Below are 17,267 nucleotides of genomic sequence, written 5' to 3' on the forward strand. Positions count from 1 at the left end.
AAACCTTGCATCTTATCAATTTAATTCTAGGGATATGGTGATTTAGCAGATGCTTTCCAATTTACTTCGATTTTCCTTTTTATTCTTTGTATTTAGTCAACTTACTTGGGCTGCTGGTCCTGATTCAGAGGATACGCATGAGTATCAGTTGAGCAATGGCCTCAAATTGATTGTCAGGGAAGATCATCGTGCGCCAACGGTAGCTCATATGGCTTGGTATCGTGCTGGATCAATGGATGAGGTCAATGGGAAGACGGGCGTTGCACACGTGCTTGAACACATGATGTTTAAGGGTACCGACAAAGTGAAGGCAGGCGAATTTTCTCGCTTGGTAGCCGCGGTCGGTGGGCGCGAGAATGCATTTACCTCGCGCGATTACACCGCTTATTTTCAGCAAGTTGAAAAATCAAAATTAGAAGACGTGATCAAGCTTGAAGCGGATCGTATGTCTAACCTCAATTTTGATGATGCAGAATTCTTAAAAGAAATTCAGGTCATCATGGAAGAGCGTCGCTTACGAACAGAAGACAATCCTAGTAGTTTGCTCAACGAATCATTAATGGCAACTGCTTATATGAGCTCCCCATATCGCCACCCCGTTATTGGTTGGATGAATGACTTAGAGAATATGAAAGCGTCCGATGCGCGAGATTGGTATCGCAGTTGGTATAAGCCAAACAATGCAACCGTAGTCATCAGCGGTGATGTGGATGCTAAAGAAGTGTTGAATATGGCGGAGAAGTACTACGGCGCTGCCGCTGCTCATGAGTTGCCAGTGCGTAAGCCACAAATTGAGCCGCCTCAAAAAGGTATTAAGCAGGTTCAGGTAAAGGCGCCAGCTGATAGCGCTCAATTAGCGATGGCTTGGAAGGTGCCCCGTCTTGAGCATGGCAAGCTGGATGACCCCGAGCCATATGCCTTAGAGCTTCTGACAGCAGTGCTGGATGGCTATGACAATGCCCGCTTAAACCGCACTCTCGTTAAGCAGGAAAAAGTAGTGAATGATGTGGGTGTGGGCTACGACATGATTTCTCGTGGGCCAGAACTATTTTTAATTAGCGCCACGATGGCTAAAGGAAAAACAGTCGATCAGGCTCAGGCAAGCATCCGCAAGGCGCTTGACGAATTAAAGCAAAAAGGAATTCTGGAGTCTGAACTCAAGAGAATTAAGGTACGAATTCTGTCTGAGCAAATCTATAAACGGGATTCTATCTTTGGCCAAGCAATGGAAATTGGCAGCACAGAGATGGCAGGATTTTCTTGGAAGGACATCGATTACATGCTAGAGAAAATGCAAACCATTACACCTGAGCAAGTGCAGGCAGTTGCAAAAAAATATCTGGTTGATGAGGGTTTGACGATTGCGGTATTGGATCCTCAGGCGCGTCAAACTGCAGGTAAGGAGAGCAAGTGATGAATGTCTTCGTTAAGAGTATTTCAGTTTGTCTCTTTACTTTTTGCTTGTTTAGTAACGCGCACGCCATCTTGCCGATTGAGAAGTTAGATTCTTATAAGGGCGCCAAGGCATATTTAGTACAAACCAAAGCGCTGCCGATGGTAGACATTGAAGTGAGCATTGATGCAGGCGATCGCTACGACCCTGCTGGCAAAAGTGGCCTAGCCGATATGGTTGCAGGCCTGATGAATTATGGGGTGAAGAGCGGAAAAGGGGTTCTCAATGAAGCTCAAATAGCTGATGAAATCGCTGATCTTGGAGCTAATATTGGCTTATCTGTGAGCGGCGAGCGAGCAATCTTGCGCATTCGGAGTTTGAGTCGAAAAGACTTGCGCGATAGAGCAGTACAACTAGCCGCTGCTATGTTGAGCGCGCCGACTTACGATTCAAAAATTGTTGAGCGTGAGAAACAAAGAGCGATAACGAGTTTGCTTGAGGCGGAAACTAAGCCCGAGTTTGTTCTCGAACGTCGTTTTAAAAAATCAGTGTATGGAAACTATCCCCTAGCTGATTCGCCAACAGTGAAATCAGTTGCTGCTGTAAGCGTGAATGACTTGGTGCAATTTCATAAGCAGTTTTATCGCGGTGACCGCATGATTGTGAGTATTGTTGGCGATATTGATCGCGCTCAAGCAGAAGAAATCGTCAAAGCTTTGTTAAAGCAGATTCCTGCTTCAGGTCAGCCCATCGCAAAGTTGCCTGAACTCGAGCGCTCTCCCGTAGAGCCTCTGGCGCAAAGAGAAATTCAAATTCCTTTTGACTCTCAGCAGGCTCACATTGCCATGGGGATGACGGCGGTTGCTCGCAACAACCCTGATTACTTCCCCTTACTGGTTGGTAACTATGTTTTAGGCGGGGGCGGTTTTGTCTCTCGCTTGATGGCTGAGGTGCGTGAGAAGCGCGGTCTGGCATACAGCGTGTTTAGTTACTTTATTCCTGGAAAAGAGAATGGCATTTTTCAAGCGGGTCTACAAACCAAGAGTGATCAGGCTGCGCTGGCTTTAGAGGTGATGAGTTCTACCACTGCTCAATTTATTGCTGATGGACCTACTCCATCTGAGCTTGTGGCTGCTAAAGCAAACTTAGTAAATGGTTATCCATTGCGGATTGATAACAATCGCAAGTTGTTGGACAACGTCTCTTCAATTGCATGGAACGACTTGCCGCTCGATACGATGGATGTATGGACTAAGCAAGTTGAGGCGGTAACTTTAGAGCAGGTAAATGCCGCATTCAAAAAATATCTTGCAATGGATCGTATGAAGATTGTTGTATTGGGAGCAAAAAATAAATAATCTCAATAAAGCAAACAAGCCTCTAAAGACTGAGCCGCCGAAGAAGGTACGGATTATTGGCGGCAACTGGAGAAGTCGTTTGCTAACGGTTTTGGATCTTCCTGGCCTACGCCCTACAACTGATCGTATTCGGGAAACGCTATTTAATTGGCTAGGACAAGATTTAACAGGTTTGCGATGCCTAGACCTTTTTGCAGGTACCGGTGCTTTGGGTTTTGAGGCCGCATCAAGAGGTGCTGCATTGGTAGTGTTGCTGGAGAAAGAAAAAAAGGCCTACGCAAATTTAATAGCCAATTTTGCTTTATTACAGTCTTCGCCAGCCACTGGCCTCGTAGAAATTTTGCAACGAGATAGTCTTGAGTTTCTGAAGCAGCAGGCAGAGCGTTCCAGCAATTTAATTTTTATTGATCCACCATTCCAGGATTCGGGCTTATTAGATCTAGCAGTCATTCAGGCTGGTAGAGTTTGCGATGACTCTGCTGGCGGTGGTATTTATGTGGAATTTCCCTCTAGTCGTCCACGCGAGGAGGTAGAGGCCCTACTACCGGACTGGCATTGTGGAAAATACTTAGAGGCTGGACAGGTAAAAGCTTGTCTATTTCGGAGTGGAAGAGGCTAAACTCTTGCCTGTAGCCGATAAAGCCTTAGGAACGTTATGACAGTTGCCGTATACCCTGGAACATTTGATCCATTTACTCGTGGTCACGAGGACTTGGTTCGCCGCGCATCGAGCATTTTTACGGAGTTGATTGTGGGTGTTGCCGACAGTCGCAGCAAACGTCCATTCTTCAATTTAGAAGAGCGCATTGCTATCGCTAAGGAAGTACTTGGCCACTATCCGAATGTAAAAGTCGTTGGCTTTACTGGTTTATTAAAAGATTTTGCACGTGAGCATCAAGCGCGCGTGATCGTGCGCGGTTTACGCGCTGTATCTGATTTTGAGTATGAGTTCCAAATGGCAGGTATGAATCGTTACCTGCTTCCTGATGTCGAAACGCTGTTCTTAACTCCATCCGATCAGTATCAATTTATCTCAGGCACTTTCGTACGTGAGATTGCTTCAATGGGTGGTGATGTGAGTAAGTTTGTTTTTCCATCAGTGGAAAAATGGCTCGTCAGGAAAATTGCTTCAGGTACTCAGAATAAAGAGTGACCAAATGAAATTTGGCGAGTAAATCATGGCATTAATGATTACGGACGAATGCATCAACTGTGATGTCTGCGAGCCAGAGTGTCCGAATGATGCCATTTACATGGGTCTGGAGATTTATGAAATCAATCCCGATAAATGTACTGAATGCGTAGGTCACTATGATGCCCCCCAATGTCGCCAGGTCTGTCCAGTCGATTGCATTCCATTTAATCCTGAGCATACCGAAACTCAAGAGCAGTTAATGATGAAGTTCACGCTTTTAACTGCTGCCAAAAAAGCCAATACAGCTTAACTGAGCAGCTTAGTTCAGTACTTAGCCCTTGGAATGCAACTCCATCATGGCGGTTTGAGTGTCGCCTTTTAAAAAGAGCGGCAAAATTTGCAGACCATTTTCAATGCTGGCATCAATGAGTTTTTGCTCGGCTAATTGAGGTCTACGTAATACATAATCTGCAACATCCATAGGACGTCCATCACCAGCTACATCTCTAGGGTGGCCAATGCCTAAGCGTAAGCGCCAATAATCTGGGGTACTTAAATGCGCTTGGATATCTTTCAAGCCATTGTGGCCGCCAGTGCCGCCACCTAACTTCAGGCGTGCAGTACCAGGCTTTAAATCCAGTTCATCTTGCACCACCAAAATATCTGCAGGAGTGATTTTGTGAAAGCGGCATAGCGCGCCAACTGATTGCCCACTTAGGTTCATGTAAGTGCTTGGCTTGAGTAAGTAAAGATCTTCGCCTTCCCATTTGGCTTTGGCTACTTTGCCATGAAAGCGTTTTTCAGATTCAAAACGAGTGCTTAGTTGTTTTGCCATTGCGTCAACAAACCAGAAGCCAGCATTGTGCCGATCTTCTATATGCTCGTCTCCAGGGTTGCCTAGGCCAACAATTAATTTAGTCATGCTGAGAGTTTAAAGATATAAAAGTATTTCGCCAAAAAAGAATGAAAACTGGGGGCAATAAAAAAGGCCCGCTTACGCAGGCCTTCTTGTACAAGCGATTGAGCTAAATAATTAAGCTTTATCCTTTGGTGCTTCAGCTGCAGGGGCGGCCGCTGCTGGTGCAGCAGGTGCATCTGTAGGCTCAGCAGCTTTAACTGCTGGGATACGTGCGTTAGCAAGTACAGGGTTCTCTTGCTCAACATGCAATACCAAAGTAACGCCTTTTGGCAATGCGATGTCTTTAGCGTGAATACCGTGACCAACTTCAATCTTCGCCAAGTCCACTTCAATGAACTCTGGCAAGTCTGCTGGCAAGCAAGAAACTTCAATTTCAGTAAGGATGTGGCTAATAACGGCACCTTGCAATTTCACAGCAGCTGAAGTGTCAGCATTAGTGAAGTGCAATGGAACGCGCATATGAACTTTCTCAGACGCGGATACGCGCTGGAAGTCAATGTGCAATACCAATGGCTTGAATGGATGCATTTGGTAATCGCGCAACAACACTTTTTGTGTCTTACCGCTAATTTCCAAATCCAAAATGGATGAGTGGAATGCTTCCTTGCGGAGAGCATGGAACAACGCGTTGTGGTCTAACTCAATGACCAAGGCTGGATCTTTACTACCGTAAACGATTCCGGGAGTTTTTCCGGAATTGCGCAGACGGCGGCTCGCACCCGTTCCCTGTACGCTTCTTTCAAAGGCAACTACTTTCATGATGATTTTCCTAGTTAAGGTTAATTTCCGTTCGCGACCAAACAGAAAAGCCTTCGATTATATCGTGGGAAAGGGTGTTTTTGCCTGCAAAAGGCTTAAAACTGCCAAAAACCAGGGTAAAACGGTGATTTTTGGCTTATTCAGCAAACATCGACATCACTGAATCACCTTTGCTAATGCGGGAAAGGGTTTCAGCTAGGATCGGAGCAACGCTCAATTGGCGAATTTTGGATACTTTCATTGCCTCTGCAGTCAGGGGAATAGTGTCGGTAACAACCAACTCATCCAATTCAGAAGCAGCAATACGAGCTACAGCACCGCCTGAGAGCACGGCGTGAGTACAGTAGGCGGTAACACCCTTAGCACCACGCTCTTTAAGCGCTTCAGCGGCTTTACAGAGGGTTCCACCAGTATCGATGATGTCATCCATGATGACGCAATGGCGGCCTTCTACTTCGCCAATAAGGTGCATTACTTCAGATACGTTTGCTTTAGGACGGCGTTTATCAATAATTGCCAAATCAGTGCCTAATTGCTTAGCCATTGCACGGGCTCGAACAACGCCGCCAATGTCAGGAGACACAATGATCAAGTCTTTTTTCGTTTTCTGTGCTTCCAAGTCAGCTAAAAGGACTGGGGAAGCATAGATGTTGTCTACCGGGATATCAAAGAAACCCTGAATTTGGTCGGCATGCAGATCCATGGTCAAAACACGCTCAATGCCAGCTACTGACTGAAGCATATTGGCCACAATCCGAGCGGAAATAGCTACGCGAGCAGAACGAGGGCGGCGGTCTTGACGGGCATAACCGAAGTAAGGAATCACTGCGGTTATGCGGCTTGCAGATGCTCGTTTCAGAGCATCAATCATGATCATGAGTTCCATCAAGCTGTCATTTGTAGGTGCGCAGGTTGATTGGATCACCACGACATTTTTGCCGCGGACGTTCTCTTGAATTTCTACTTGAATCTCACCATCAGAGAATCGGCCAACAAAGGCTTTTCCCATTGGGAGTTTGAGTTCTTTGGCTACAGCCTCAGCCAAAACGGGATTTGCGTTGCCTGTGAAAAGAGTCAATAAATCTGCGTTTGTGGAGGACATAGTCTTATGGGTTTTGTGGGGTCAAAAGGTTATCTTTATCGTTTCTACAGTACTTGGCAGGGGAAGAAGGATTCGAACCTTCGCATGCTGGAATCAAAATCCAGTGCCTTAACCAGCTTGGCGATTCCCCTACAGGTCAATCTGAAGAAATCAAATTGTAAGCGGGATTTTTATTTAGCCCCCGAACAACCCGACCTACCCACCCTTCAGGAAGATTTTGCAGAAGATTTTCTAGTTTTGCGGTATCAGTCTTAGGGTCTAAGACTGCAAAAACGCTACTTCCAGAGCCAGACATTCGGGGCTGTGAGCCCGGTACTGCCTGGGTAATCCAATCCAAAGCTTGCTTCACTTCTGGGCAAATCCGCATCGCTACGGCCTGACAATCATTTGATTGATACAACAATGGCGATGCAAGAAAGCCATCAATTGTAATCTGAGCGTGATCTCGGGTCAATTCCGGGTCTTGAAAAATGCTTACGGTTGCGATGCCCTGATTGGGAAATATCACCAAAAAATCAGGGGTTTGGAGGGAAATTTTTTGAATTTTCTCCCCAATGCCTTCAACAAAGGCATTTTGACCAAAAATGAAGAAGGGGACATCGGCACCGAGCTGAAGCCCAAGGTTGCAAAGTATTTCTTTGGAGAGATTGAGATTCCAAAGGGCGTTAAGACCAATCAATGTAGTTGCTGCGTCAGAGGAACCACCCCCCATACCTGCACCCATCGGGATTTCTTTGTGAAGATTAATTTCAACACCAGCCTCAATCTTGCAAAATTCTTTTAGTAAATTAGCTGCGCGAACTACCAAATCTTGCTCGGGCGGAACTCCGGGAATGGGATTAATGCGGCGCACTTCATTTTCAGCAATGCTTTTTAAGTGGATGGTGTCACACCAGTCAATCAGTTGAAAGACGGATTGGAGTAAGTGATAACCATCTGCTCTACGTCCGACGATGTGTAAAAAAAGATTGAGCTTAGCCGGCGAACGAAGAGATAAAGAATCGGATTTCGCCATTATTATTTTGCTTAGTCATTCGGGCGGTCAAACACGAGACGTATATCAATCGAGCCGATATTCGAGGTACGTGTCATCGTGAGCTTTTCGAGGCGATTGGTATTGCTCCAGGTATATACCAAGTCCCAGCCATCCTGACTAATTTTGCTTACTTGACCATTTGCATCTCTATCAACACTTGCCTCGCTTCCAGGACGCACTTCGCCTCTTAACCAGTTTGATAATCCGCGCGCTGGTAGTGGTAGGCCTAATGTGTTTTGCAATAAGGTGTCTGCATCAACTGCAGTAACTACTTTGCCATCACTTTCGAGTGTGGCTTCACCCGGCGTAATAGTAATTTTTGCAATCGAGCCACCCATGGGATTGCGTATTTCTAAAACATCCTTTAATGCTTCTTGGGACAAGGTAAAACCACCAGAGCCACCTTGGTTTTGTGACTCAGTTAAGCCGATGACTTTGACGGCAAAGCGCCCATCCCATGAGCTCTTAGATGCTTGGTCATCCGTTGCCCAGTCTGGCTTTAGGCGTTGCAAAGTTTCTTTCAGGGTTGGATTATTAGCGTCTATTTTTTGTCCCTGGCGCCACATCTCTTCAGCTTCCGCACGGCGATTCATGACCCATAACACTTCACCAGTATGAGCCGCAATATCCGCTTCTGGTTTCATAGCAAATGCTTGTTGTAATTGTTCTAATGCAAGGGTATTTTTACCTAGACGAAAATTGACCCAGCCCAAGCTGTCCAAAATAAAACTATCTTTTGGAGACAGCTGATGCGCTTTACTGATGAGCGCATATGCTTCAGGTAACTTCATATTGCGGTCGGCTAAAGAATAGCCAAGGGCATTAAGAGAATTTACATCGTTTGGGTTCTTGCGCAAAATGTCACGCAGTGTTTTTTCCATCACATCTATATGACCTACTTTTTCAGCAGACATGGCATAGGTATAAAGTAGGCCTGGATCTTTGAGTGGAATCTTGACGGTAGATGCGATTTCATAAAAAGCGCGTAAAGCATCCGACTCATCTTTCGCTTTAGCAAGCAATGCTTGTAATTGCAAAAGAGTATTTTCTTGTTCCGCGGGAGTTTGTTGGCGCAATAAAGTAATTGCTGGCTTGACAGCATCAGACCAGCGATTACTTAAGATCAATAGCGTTACCAGGACTTCTTTAGGTTTGGTATCCGAAGCTGGAGAGAGTTCATCCCAAGTTTTTGCTGCTTGCATAGCTAAATCTGGGGATCCTCCAGCAATTGCAATTTCCATCGCTCTTTGGGCTAGCCTGGGGTCCTGGTATTGGCGCGCCATCTCCAGATAGGTGTTGTAAGCCAAGCCAGCCTCACCCCGCTGAAGGGCGATTTCGGAGGCGAGCACCTCAAACACCGCTTCGCCAGTTTGCAATCCATTTGCCTGGGTTTGGGCATGGGCTGATGAAATGACTCCACCAGTGAGGGCCGCCAGGAATAAACCCTTTAAAAGAGGTTTCAGTGTGAATTTACTCATAAGCACATTCTAATCCGCGAATCTACAATCCATTTATGCCAGAACTTCCAGAAGTAGAAGTCACCCGATTAGGAATCGCCCCCCATCTCGAGGGGCGCAAGGTCAGCGCCGTCAAGATTATTGATGGACGCTTGCGTTGGCCAGTGCCCGCCAACCTCTCTAAAAGCTTGCCTGGGCAAACAGTGCATGCTATTGAGAGGCGTGGGAAGTATCTTTTATTAGAAATGGATACGGGCTACTTGCTGATTCATTTGGGGATGACGGGAACTTTGCGTGTACTCCCAGGTTCGGACCCCCTCAAGATTCATGATCGCGTGACTCTAGAGTTCGGTAAGTTCAGCTTGCGTTTGCATGACCCACGAAAATTTGGTGCCGTCTTATGGCATCCCAAATCAAAAGGTCCCATTGAAGCATTTGCGCTTTTGCAAAAGTTAGGCGTTGAGCCATTTTCTCCGGAGTTTGCGGGTGAGCTGGGCGCGGATATTTTGTATCAAAAATCCCGCAAACGCAGTGTTGCTGTGAAGCAGTTTCTTTTAGCGGGGCAAGCAGTTGTCGGTGTCGGCAATATTTATTGTTCTGAAAGTTTATTTGAGGCGGGTATTCATCCAGCTAAAGCTGCAGGAAAGCTCACGCGTCCGCAATGTTCTCGTTTGGCTGAAGCGGTGAGATTGATTTTGAAAAAAGCTATTGCAGCTGGCGGTAGTAGTTTGAAAGATTTTGTAAATAGCGATGGTGATCCTGGGCACTTTATGGTCCAAACCAAGGTCTATGACCGCAAAGGCTTGCCATGTAAGGTGTGTAAGTCGCCTATTAGTCAGATAGTGCAGGGCCAGCGCTCCACTTATTTTTGTACTCAATGTCAAAAACGCTGATCAACACATTTGCATCAAAGCTTGTTGCTTGGCATGCGATCAGTGGGCGCTCAGGTTTGCCTTGGCAAGGTAATCGAGACCCTTATGCAGTGTGGGTTTCAGAAATCATGTTGCAACAAACTCAAGTGGCTACGGTCCTTGAGCGCTACCCACGTTTTATGAAACGCTTTCCAGCGGTTAAAAAATTAGCCGCTGCTGATATCGACGAGGTATTGGCTGAGTGGGCGGGATTAGGGTATTACTCGCGCGCGAGAAATCTACATGTTTGCGCAAAGCAGGTCATGACAGAGTTCGGCGGCAAGTTCCCAAGTGACCCCATTTTGCTTGAGCAATTAAAAGGGATTGGGCGATCTACAGCTGGCGCAATCGCTGCATTTGCTTTTCATGAGCGAGCACCTATTTTGGATGCGAATGTGAAACGCATTCTGGCACGTTTATTTGCGATTGAAGGTGCGATACAAGATAAGAAGATCAACGATCGACTGTGGGATTTAGCAATAGATTTACTACCAACTAAGCCTACAGATATGCCGGTCTATACCCAGGCACTGATGGACTTTGGCGCTACTTGGTGTACGTCACGCAAACCAGTATGTTTAGGGTTAGAAAAAAAATGCCCATTCGCAAAAGACTGCCAAGCCAATTTAAGCGGTCAAGTCCTTTTGCTTCCACAAAAAACCAAGAAGACCAAATCCCCAGAATTTGATTGCAATATGTTGTTGATGCGTTCGGCTAACTCCATCCTCTTGCAAAAGCGCCCGAGTAATGCCATTTGGGGTGGTCTATGGTCTTTGCCTGAAGGACCGTGGACCCCTAGGGTGGCTCGTGCAAAAGTTGTTGAGATAAGCCCACAGGAATTATTGGCAGCTACATTGCCCGAAGAAAAATCGGCAGCACTTACAAAAGCTTGTAAAGCCATAAAGCAGGCCGAAGAAATTAAGCATGTCTTTACGCACCGCAAATTGTGGATGCAGATATGGCAGGTAAGCGCTCCAAAAGAGTTGGTCTTTTTAAATCCAGATCTGAAGTGGGTCCCCTTGGCTCAGCTAGGGCGCCATGGCTTGCCGCAGCCGATTAAGCTTTTGCTGCAGGGATTGAATCTAGTTCGCGGTGACGATCTAAAAAATTAAGCTGCAAGTCCATGAGGTCTTTTTGGGCGCGGAAGTGTTCGCTCAAGCGGCCTACGAGATAGACAGAGCGATGTTGGCCGCCAGTACAACCAATGGCAACCGTCAAATAACTGCGACCATCAGCAATGTAATGGGGCAACCACTTGTTAATGAATTGGGTGATGTCGGATTCCATGCTCCTGACTTCTGGAATTTTTTCCAGAAATTCCTTAACGGGCTTGTCGTTGCCGGTCAGTGGTCTGAGTGCTTTGTCATAGTGGGGGTTTGGTAGACAACGCACATCAAAAACTAAGTCCGCTTCGCTGGGCACGCCCTTTTTAAAACCAAATGACTCAAAAACTACTGTGAGACCTACCGGTTTGTCTTTGAGGAGATCTTGAATCCAGGAACGCAATGCATGAGCAGGTAGGTTGCTGGTATCGATGCTGTGCGCTTGGGCACGTAAGGGCTCGAGCAAATTACGCTCTTTATCAATTGCCTCAATCAGAGTTGCCGATTGAGATTGTTTGCCATTAGTAGATAAGGGGTGGCGACGACGGGTTTCTGAAAAGCGTTGCACCAAAGTATTGGTATCGGCATTCAGGAATACCACTCTGACCTGATGATTTTTGCGTAGATTCTCGAGAATGGACGGCAAGTTTGCAATAGATTGTCCGCGACGAGCATCTATGGCGACCGCAACTTGTTCGCACTTTTCTTTTTCAAGAGTGGAGATGAGGTTTTCGAGAAGTGAGACGGGAAGATTGTCTACGCAGTCATAGCCAGCATCTTCAAAAGCCCTCAGGGCTACTGATTTACCTGAGCCTGATATTCCGGTAATCAGATTGATCTGCATAGCTTAGAGTAGGCGTCCTTGGGACTTTGATGACTCTGACTCCGCATTCATCTGAATACGTTGACGCTCGATAAATTCTTTTAAGGTATCTATACCGCGCAATTGCAAAATGGTATTGCGTACAGCAGCTTCAACTAGTACGGCTAAGTTGCGACCTGCAGCCACCTGAATTTTGACCGTACGAATGGGGATGCCTAGTACGTCGATATGCTGGGCCTCAAGGGGTAGACGCTCAAATTCGCCATCTGTTCTGCGAACTAGCTGAACAATCAGGCGTAGTTTTAATTTACGACGCACTGCTGTTTCACCAAAGATCGTCCGAATATCGAGCAATCCCAATCCACGTACCTCAAGTAGGTTGCGCAAGATGACGGGGCAGCGACCCTCAATGTAATCAGGTCCAAGACGTGCAAAGTCAACTGCATCATCGGCTACCAATCCATGTCCACGAGAAATAAGTTCGAGGCCTAATTCACTTTTACCTAGGCCAGATTCGCCAGTAAGAAGTACACCCAAGCCCAGAATGTCCATGAAGACACCATGCATGGTGATTTGAGGGGCACCAATTTTGGTTAAGTAAGTGCGTAAATGATCAATCACTTCCGCAGCAGAAATGGCGGTGGTGAATAGCGGTGTTGAGGAGCGCTGGCAGAATAGTTGCAAGTCTGGATCCGCACTCTTACCATCAGCCACAATGACACAAGGAGGCATCTTGGAGATCAAACTGGCAATTTGCTCTTGCCTTTGTTTTGGCTCCAGAGCTGCGTGATATTCAACCTCTTGTTCGCCGAAGATTTGAATACGGCTTGGGTGAATAAGGTTTAAGTGACCTACTAAGTCGGAGCTGGCTGCAGCTATTTTTACAGCTTCTGGAGGGAAGGTGCGGTCGGCACCTTCAAGACCGCCAATCCAAGACAACTTTAATTCTGAAACATTGTCATCAAAAATCTGCTGAGCAGTTACTCCTTCTAGGAGTAATGGCTGAGTCATTTTGCTGTACCCCAGTGTTGTAAGAGTTCGCAAACCTTTAAGGGGTCTGCAGTAGACGATAAGGTCTCGCGAGCATCTGCATCCGACAGCAACTGAGCAATCGAAGACAAAATTTCTAAATGTTGTTGGGTGGCTTTTTCTGGGACCAGCAAGAAAATCAAGATGGAAACCGCTTCACCATCCGGAGCTGCAAACTCAATAGGGTTTTGCAGTCTCATAAAAGCGGCACTTGGCTGCTTTAGGCCTTTCACACGTCCGTGAGGGATGGCTACACCAGCGCCGAGGGCGGTAGAGCCTAAATCTTCACGAGCATTGAGGAACTCTATAACGGAGTTTGCTGCTATTCCTGTTTGTTTAGAAAATAGTTCTCCAGCGGCTGCAAATGCATCAGCCCTGCTTGTGGCGAGGATATCTAATGCAATGCAGTCGGGAGTAAAAAGATTGGTCAGGGCATTCATGTGAATTGATTATAGGTGTCCTGACGTACTAGATCACTCAAAATGCTTTTCGTGGTGATGATCTTGAATCTTTTCTTTGTGTTTGACAACTTGACGCTCTAACTTATCAACCACTGCATCCATAGCGTGATAGAGGTCAGCATTGTGTGCTTCAGCGAACAGATCTTTCCCTTTAAGGTGAATGGTGATCTCGGCGCTTTGACGCAGGTCCTTCTCTTTGGCTTTATCTACTACCAGGAAGGCAGACGCATCAATGACGTGATCGAAGTGCTTACGAATTTTGGTTAGACCCGCCTCAAGATGAGAGCGCATGGCAGGGGTAACTTCCACGTGACGGCTATTAATTTTCAAATTCATTAGCGACTCCTTTTATAGATGCTATAGATGCGTGCGCATAGTCATGCCCGGGGTGCGCAGCAAGCCCCTGAAATTTTTTGTGCTGTTTTTTTTGGAAAATAAACCATGAGCCTCCAGCGTATCAGCGAATTTGCCGAAAACCAAGAGGGAAGTGCAATTTTTATTACTTTAAAAGCGGGAAGCCTTGTCTGGCTTACATCCGGAAGTTTTCGCCCAGGTAGACTCTGCGGACGGCATCGTTCTGAATAATCTGATCAGGCTTACCTTCGGCCAATACGCTACCTTCACTGATGATGTAAGCGTGGTCACAGATACCTAGGGTTTCGCGGACGTTGTGGTCGGTAATCAGTACCCCAATTTGGCGGTCCCGAAGGAAGCGAACAATACGCTGGATTTCCCCAACAGCAATAGGGTCTACACCAGCAAAGGGCTCATCTAGCAGGATAAATTTTGGCTGGGAAGCGAGAGCTCTCGCAATTTCTACCCGCCTACGTTCACCACCGGATAGGGAGAGGGCTGGGTTATTGCGCAGATGACTAATTTGGAGTTCGCCCAAGAGCTCATCTAGGCGGTTGGCAATTTCAGCTTTAGTCAGGGGCTTGCCACCTTGAGCTTGAAGCTCTAGGACTGCCTGAATATTTTCAGCTACGTTGAGTTTTCTAAATACAGAGGCTTCTTGCGGCAAATAGGAGAGACCCATCCGAGCGCGCTCATGAATCGGTAAATGCGTAATATCTGCGCCATCTAAAACGATATTTCCACCATCGAGTGGGACTAGTCCAACAATCATGTAGAACGAAGTTGTTTTGCCTGCTCCATTTGGGCCGAGTAGACCTACCACTTCACCGCATCTAACTTGCACGGATACATCACGAACTACGGTTCTTGAGCCATACCGTTTTTGTAGGTTATGGGCGCTTAGTGTGGGCGCATTATCGATGTGGGCTAAATCCGCTGTCATTTCTCTAGGGTTGCTTTTCGTCTTGGTGAAAGGATGGCTCTTGCTAAGGGCAGATCATCCGGTTTTGCATCTTTAGGAGGCGTGACATGATAGTACTGCTTTACATCATCGTACTCAATTTTCCAGCCCTTTAATTGATCGAGCATTTGCATATTGAGCAAGCGCTTCAAGCTGGCATCGCCTGTCAACGTCAGAAACTCAGTCTTGGCATCATAGGTAACCTGGGCACCATGGCCTTGCATGAACTCATCTGCAAGGCCCTCGCGACGTTGTCTAAAGCTTGCAACCGCTTCCGGAGTGCCCACGACATCGACAAACTCATAACCTTGAGGATCCACTTCAATGTGGCCGTCCTCACCAGTAACAATAATGCTGCCTTTGATCAATAGCACCTGACCATTGAGGTCATAGATTTGCTTAACGTCGTTTACAGAAACTTTTTCCGCTTCCAGAATGACGGGTTTGTCTTGGTCTGCTTTTTCTGCGAACGACAAAGATGCAAGGGAGAGCCCAAAGCTTAGGAGCGCAAGGCGAACCAATAAAATTTTCATTGACACCATTTTATTGGTGGCTCCGTGGGGCGCGCTCAATACGTCCTTTAACTTGGCCGCTGAGCACCATACTTTGTTCGACGTTGTTAAACACACCACCTTCAGTGGAATTCATAATCGACATGCCCTGCTCAAGGGTAATTGGCCGATCGGTTTCAATAATGTCATCGTTAATGAGCACTTTAAAATAGCTTGAGCTGGCTAACATTCTTAAGGTGGCTGGCTGTGATTCAGTCGCTTCTTGAGCTGGGCGAAAGATACTGGCGTTATCGTATAAATCAAGGATGGTGAGATCACCATCGAGATGTCCGGTATCCGACTTCACGGTTACAGGCGCTTTCTCAGCCTGGAACAGGCGCATGCGCGGTGTCAGGATATCGATAGAGGCATCGTCATCATAGTGCGTGACTTTGACGCCCAACACTCGGTATTTAGTATTGCCCAATTCATTAAGAGCGGATAGTGCACCATCTTTGATGGTGTAGTCAGGCTCATGCAGGCGCACGCGTTCTAAGGGAGATTTTTCTGGCGGAGTATTTTTTTCGACCAGCCAAAAAGTAGCCAGCGTGAGTGCCCCCATCAAAATCAAGGGCAAGAGGCGCAATAGGGTACGACCGATACCAACTTTAATTTGCTGAGGCTTTAACGGCATTGCTTAGCTACGAGCCTTAAGAAGTAATTCTTCATAGCGATTCTGGGCTTTGAGAATCAGGTCACATACTTCACGCACTGCACTATTACCGCCATTGCGTGTCGTCACCAAGTGGGAAAATTCTTGAACAGCTTCGTGACCTTGTGCTGGGCAAATTCGAAAGCCTGCATTTTTCATCATTTGCATGTCTGGCCAATCGTCACCCATAACAGCGCAGTCAGCCGCAGTCAGCCCCAGAGATTGAAGAACTTCTTTCAGGGCAATAGCTTTGTTTTCAACACCCATGTGAATATGTTTAATACCAAGCTCTTCACAGCGTGCCAAAACCATTTTAGAATTTCTGCCGGTAATGATGGCAGTCGGAATGCCGCATTGCTCTAATAATTTGATGCCTAAGCCATCTTGAATATCAAAGGCCTTTAAAGATTCTTTGCCATCAGAACCAATCCAAACTTGTCCATTTGTTAATACGCCATCAACATCCAATACCAAAAGCCTCACTTTGCCTGCGCGCTCCCAGGCCTGTGGGTATTGAGCTAGAGGGTTGGTCTTGTGAGTATTGAAAGCGCTGGGCATGAAAGGGAAACTCGATTACTAATGGAGGTTAAATGACTTTGGCTGCAAATAAATCATGTAGATTTAATGCGCCCAACAAATGACCTTGGTTATCTGTCACCACTAAATGATTGATGCGATGTTTCTCCATCATCTCGATCGCTTCTTCAGCAAGTAACTCTGCTGGAATGGTACGAGGATCGGCAGTGGTCGCACTCTTCAGTTTGATGCCGCCAAGGTCGGTAGTTTTTTCCAAAAGGCGACGCAAGTCACCGTCAGTCAATATACCAAATACTTTTTTGTTGGCATCTAGGATAACCACCATACCCATGCGCTTCGAGGTCATCTCTAACAAGGCATCTTGTAGAGACGCATCAATGGAGATCTTAGGCGTGTCTGCAAGGCTACGCATTACTTCGCTGACATGCATTAATTGCTTGCGACCTAGTCTGCCACCAGGATGAGAGCGAATAAAGTCTTCAGCTTTAAAGCCGCGTGCATCTAGTAAGGCAACAGCTAGTGCATCGCCCATGGCTAGTGCAGCAGTAGTGCTAGTTGTAGGCGCCAGATTCAATGGGCACGCCTCTTTTTCAACACTGGTATCTAAATGCGCGTCTGCCAATTTGGCAAGAGAGGAATTTGGAGCGCCAGTGAGAGCAATAAGTTTTGCGCCAGTGCGTTTTACGATTGGCACGATAGTCAAAAGCTCATCTGTCTCGCCGGAAT

At 46.6% G+C, this 17,267-nt stretch carries 21 protein-coding genes and 1 tRNA gene; 7 read left to right on the top strand and 15 right to left on the bottom strand.

Annotated features, from left to right (window positions below):
* Nucleotides 1-49 precede the first annotated feature (49 nt).
* Genes ICN40_RS07665 through ICN40_RS07685 form a run of 5 tightly spaced genes read left to right on the top strand, consistent with a single transcriptional unit; the run spans nt 50 to nt 4,196 of the window.
* The gene (locus ICN40_RS07665; protein ID WP_216243218.1) at nt 50-1,414 is read left to right on the top strand and encodes a pitrilysin family protein; all 1,365 of its coding nucleotides are present in this window, start codon (nt 50-52) and stop codon (nt 1,412-1,414) included.
* Nucleotides 1,414-2,751 (top strand): pitrilysin family protein, encoded by a 1,338-nt coding sequence (locus ICN40_RS07670; RefSeq protein WP_216243220.1) that lies wholly within the window; start codon nt 1,414-1,416, stop codon nt 2,749-2,751. Before ICN40_RS07665 ends, ICN40_RS07670 begins: the two co-directional genes overlap by 1 nt.
* Entirely contained in the window at nt 2,723-3,370 is a 648-nt protein-coding gene (rsmD, locus tag ICN40_RS07675; protein ID WP_255561287.1) for a 16S rRNA (guanine(966)-N(2))-methyltransferase RsmD, read from the top strand. The genes ICN40_RS07670 and rsmD overlap by 29 nt, the downstream gene beginning before the upstream one ends.
* A gap of 36 nt (nt 3,371-3,406) precedes the next feature.
* The gene (gene coaD, locus ICN40_RS07680; RefSeq protein WP_072582688.1) at nt 3,407-3,904 is read left to right on the top strand and encodes a pantetheine-phosphate adenylyltransferase; all 498 of its coding nucleotides are present in this window, start codon (nt 3,407-3,409) and stop codon (nt 3,902-3,904) included.
* A gap of 25 nt (nt 3,905-3,929) precedes the next feature.
* Nucleotides 3,930-4,196: a YfhL family 4Fe-4S dicluster ferredoxin gene (locus tag ICN40_RS07685; RefSeq protein WP_072582689.1), complete on the top strand. Its 267-nt coding sequence runs from the start codon at nt 3,930-3,932 to the stop codon at nt 4,194-4,196.
* 21 nt (nt 4,197-4,217) lie between these two features.
* Here ICN40_RS07685 and pth read toward each other — a convergent pair whose 3' ends face one another.
* The 6 genes from pth to ICN40_RS07715 form a co-directional block, all read right to left on the bottom strand.
* Entirely contained in the window at nt 4,218-4,808 is a 591-nt protein-coding gene (gene pth, locus ICN40_RS07690) for an aminoacyl-tRNA hydrolase (RefSeq protein ID WP_216243223.1), read from the bottom strand.
* A 111-nt stretch (nt 4,809-4,919) separates the two neighbouring features.
* Nucleotides 4,920-5,564 (bottom strand): 50S ribosomal protein L25/general stress protein Ctc, encoded by a 645-nt coding sequence (locus ICN40_RS07695; RefSeq protein ID WP_072582691.1) that lies wholly within the window; start codon nt 5,562-5,564, stop codon nt 4,920-4,922.
* Nucleotides 5,565-5,700: 136 nt separating this feature from the next.
* Entirely contained in the window at nt 5,701-6,666 is a 966-nt protein-coding gene (locus ICN40_RS07700; RefSeq protein ID WP_215321077.1) for a ribose-phosphate pyrophosphokinase, read from the bottom strand.
* Between the two features lie 54 nt (nt 6,667-6,720).
* A tRNA-Gln gene (locus ICN40_RS07705) sits at nt 6,721-6,797 on the bottom strand.
* A 5-nt stretch (nt 6,798-6,802) separates the two neighbouring features.
* A complete protein-coding gene (gene ispE, locus ICN40_RS07710; protein WP_216243224.1) occupies nt 6,803-7,681 on the bottom strand; it encodes a 4-(cytidine 5'-diphospho)-2-C-methyl-D-erythritol kinase in 879 nt (292 codons plus the stop codon).
* 11 nt (nt 7,682-7,692) lie between these two features.
* Complete coding sequence (locus ICN40_RS07715; protein WP_216243227.1) at nt 7,693-9,180, bottom strand: outer membrane lipoprotein LolB; 1,488 nt, start codon at nt 9,178-9,180, stop codon at nt 7,693-7,695.
* 35 nt (nt 9,181-9,215) lie between these two features.
* Between ICN40_RS07715 and mutM the strand changes: the two genes are divergently transcribed.
* On the top strand, nt 9,216-10,052 hold the full coding sequence (gene mutM, locus ICN40_RS07720) for a bifunctional DNA-formamidopyrimidine glycosylase/DNA-(apurinic or apyrimidinic site) lyase (protein WP_072582695.1): 837 nt from the start codon (nt 9,216-9,218) through the stop codon (nt 10,050-10,052).
* Complete coding sequence (mutY, locus tag ICN40_RS07725; protein ID WP_216243229.1) at nt 10,037-11,182, top strand: A/G-specific adenine glycosylase; 1,146 nt, start codon at nt 10,037-10,039, stop codon at nt 11,180-11,182. Before mutM ends, mutY begins: the two co-directional genes overlap by 16 nt.
* Here mutY and rapZ read toward each other — a convergent pair.
* From rapZ to ICN40_RS07770, 9 genes are all read right to left on the bottom strand, one after another.
* Nucleotides 11,127-12,017 (bottom strand): RNase adapter RapZ, encoded by an 891-nt coding sequence (gene rapZ, locus ICN40_RS07730; protein ID WP_216243231.1) that lies wholly within the window; start codon nt 12,015-12,017, stop codon nt 11,127-11,129. The two genes, mutY and rapZ, sit on opposite strands and share 56 nt — an antisense overlap.
* Before the next feature lie 3 nt (nt 12,018-12,020).
* On the bottom strand, nt 12,021-13,007 hold the full coding sequence (hprK, locus tag ICN40_RS07735) for an HPr(Ser) kinase/phosphatase (RefSeq protein WP_072582698.1): 987 nt from the start codon (nt 13,005-13,007) through the stop codon (nt 12,021-12,023).
* The gene (locus ICN40_RS07740; protein WP_072582699.1) at nt 13,004-13,465 is read right to left on the bottom strand and encodes a PTS sugar transporter subunit IIA; all 462 of its coding nucleotides are present in this window, start codon (nt 13,463-13,465) and stop codon (nt 13,004-13,006) included. Before ICN40_RS07740 ends, hprK begins: the two co-directional genes overlap by 4 nt.
* Before the next feature lie 33 nt (nt 13,466-13,498).
* Nucleotides 13,499-13,822: a ribosome hibernation-promoting factor, HPF/YfiA family gene (hpf, locus tag ICN40_RS07745; RefSeq protein WP_072582700.1), complete on the bottom strand. Its 324-nt coding sequence runs from the start codon at nt 13,820-13,822 to the stop codon at nt 13,499-13,501.
* A gap of 193 nt (nt 13,823-14,015) precedes the next feature.
* Nucleotides 14,016-14,783, bottom strand: a complete 768-nt coding sequence (gene lptB / locus ICN40_RS07750) for an LPS export ABC transporter ATP-binding protein (RefSeq protein WP_072582701.1) — start codon at nt 14,781-14,783, stop codon at nt 14,016-14,018.
* Entirely contained in the window at nt 14,780-15,334 is a 555-nt protein-coding gene (gene lptA / locus ICN40_RS07755) for a lipopolysaccharide transport periplasmic protein LptA (RefSeq protein ID WP_255561288.1), read from the bottom strand. The genes lptB and lptA overlap by 4 nt, the downstream gene beginning before the upstream one ends.
* A 10-nt stretch (nt 15,335-15,344) precedes the next feature.
* The gene (gene lptC / locus ICN40_RS07760) at nt 15,345-15,986 is read right to left on the bottom strand and encodes an LPS export ABC transporter periplasmic protein LptC (protein ID WP_216243235.1); all 642 of its coding nucleotides are present in this window, start codon (nt 15,984-15,986) and stop codon (nt 15,345-15,347) included.
* 3 nt (nt 15,987-15,989) lie between these two features.
* Nucleotides 15,990-16,562, bottom strand: coding sequence for an HAD family hydrolase (locus tag ICN40_RS07765; RefSeq protein ID WP_072582703.1), 573 nt, complete (start codon nt 16,560-16,562; stop codon nt 15,990-15,992).
* Nucleotides 16,563-16,590: 28 nt separating this feature from the next.
* Nucleotides 16,591-17,267 (bottom strand): KpsF/GutQ family sugar-phosphate isomerase (locus tag ICN40_RS07770; protein WP_255561289.1); only part of this gene is annotated, 677 nt, incomplete at its 5' end.

The sequence above is a fragment of the Polynucleobacter sp. Fuers-14 genome, from assembly GCF_018882045.1.
In the GTDB taxonomy this organism is placed as follows: domain Bacteria; phylum Pseudomonadota; class Gammaproteobacteria; order Burkholderiales; family Burkholderiaceae; genus Polynucleobacter.

Excerpts from the sequence above, each read along its gene's own strand:
- hprK (WP_072582698.1), bottom strand. The coding sequence starts at position 13,007 with ATGACTCAGCCATTACTCCTAGAAGGAGTAACTGCTCAGCAGATTTTT.
- coaD (WP_072582688.1), top strand. The coding sequence starts at position 3,407 with ATGACAGTTGCCGTATACCCTGGAACATTTGATCCATTTACTCGTGGT.
- mutM (WP_072582695.1), top strand. The coding sequence starts at position 9,216 with ATGCCAGAACTTCCAGAAGTAGAAGTCACCCGATTAGGAATCGCCCCC.
- lptC (WP_216243235.1), bottom strand. The coding sequence starts at position 15,986 with ATGCCGTTAAAGCCTCAGCAAATTAAAGTTGGTATCGGTCGTACCCTA.
- ICN40_RS07715 (WP_216243227.1), bottom strand. The coding sequence starts at position 9,180 with ATGAGTAAATTCACACTGAAACCTCTTTTAAAGGGTTTATTCCTGGCG.
- ICN40_RS07765 (WP_072582703.1), bottom strand. The coding sequence starts at position 16,562 with ATGCCCAGCGCTTTCAATACTCACAAGACCAACCCTCTAGCTCAATAC.
- ICN40_RS07700 (WP_215321077.1), bottom strand. The coding sequence starts at position 6,666 with ATGTCCTCCACAAACGCAGATTTATTGACTCTTTTCACAGGCAACGCA.
- mutY (WP_216243229.1), top strand. The coding sequence starts at position 10,037 with ATGTCAAAAACGCTGATCAACACATTTGCATCAAAGCTTGTTGCTTGG.
- ispE (WP_216243224.1), bottom strand. The coding sequence starts at position 7,681 with ATGGCGAAATCCGATTCTTTATCTCTTCGTTCGCCGGCTAAGCTCAAT.
- ICN40_RS07695 (WP_072582691.1), bottom strand. The coding sequence starts at position 5,564 with ATGAAAGTAGTTGCCTTTGAAAGAAGCGTACAGGGAACGGGTGCGAGC.
- ICN40_RS07670 (WP_216243220.1), top strand. The coding sequence starts at position 1,414 with ATGAATGTCTTCGTTAAGAGTATTTCAGTTTGTCTCTTTACTTTTTGC.
- ICN40_RS07685 (WP_072582689.1), top strand. The coding sequence starts at position 3,930 with ATGGCATTAATGATTACGGACGAATGCATCAACTGTGATGTCTGCGAG.
- hpf (WP_072582700.1), bottom strand. The coding sequence starts at position 13,822 with ATGAATTTGAAAATTAATAGCCGTCACGTGGAAGTTACCCCTGCCATG.
- lptB (WP_072582701.1), bottom strand. The coding sequence starts at position 14,783 with ATGACAGCGGATTTAGCCCACATCGATAATGCGCCCACACTAAGCGCC.
- ICN40_RS07740 (WP_072582699.1), bottom strand. The coding sequence starts at position 13,465 with ATGAATGCCCTGACCAATCTTTTTACTCCCGACTGCATTGCATTAGAT.
- ICN40_RS07665 (WP_216243218.1), top strand. The coding sequence starts at position 50 with ATGCTTTCCAATTTACTTCGATTTTCCTTTTTATTCTTTGTATTTAGT.
- pth (WP_216243223.1), bottom strand. The coding sequence starts at position 4,808 with ATGACTAAATTAATTGTTGGCCTAGGCAACCCTGGAGACGAGCATATA.
- lptA (WP_255561288.1), bottom strand. The coding sequence starts at position 15,334 with ATGAAAATTTTATTGGTTCGCCTTGCGCTCCTAAGCTTTGGGCTCTCC.
- rapZ (WP_216243231.1), bottom strand. The coding sequence starts at position 12,017 with ATGCAGATCAATCTGATTACCGGAATATCAGGCTCAGGTAAATCAGTA.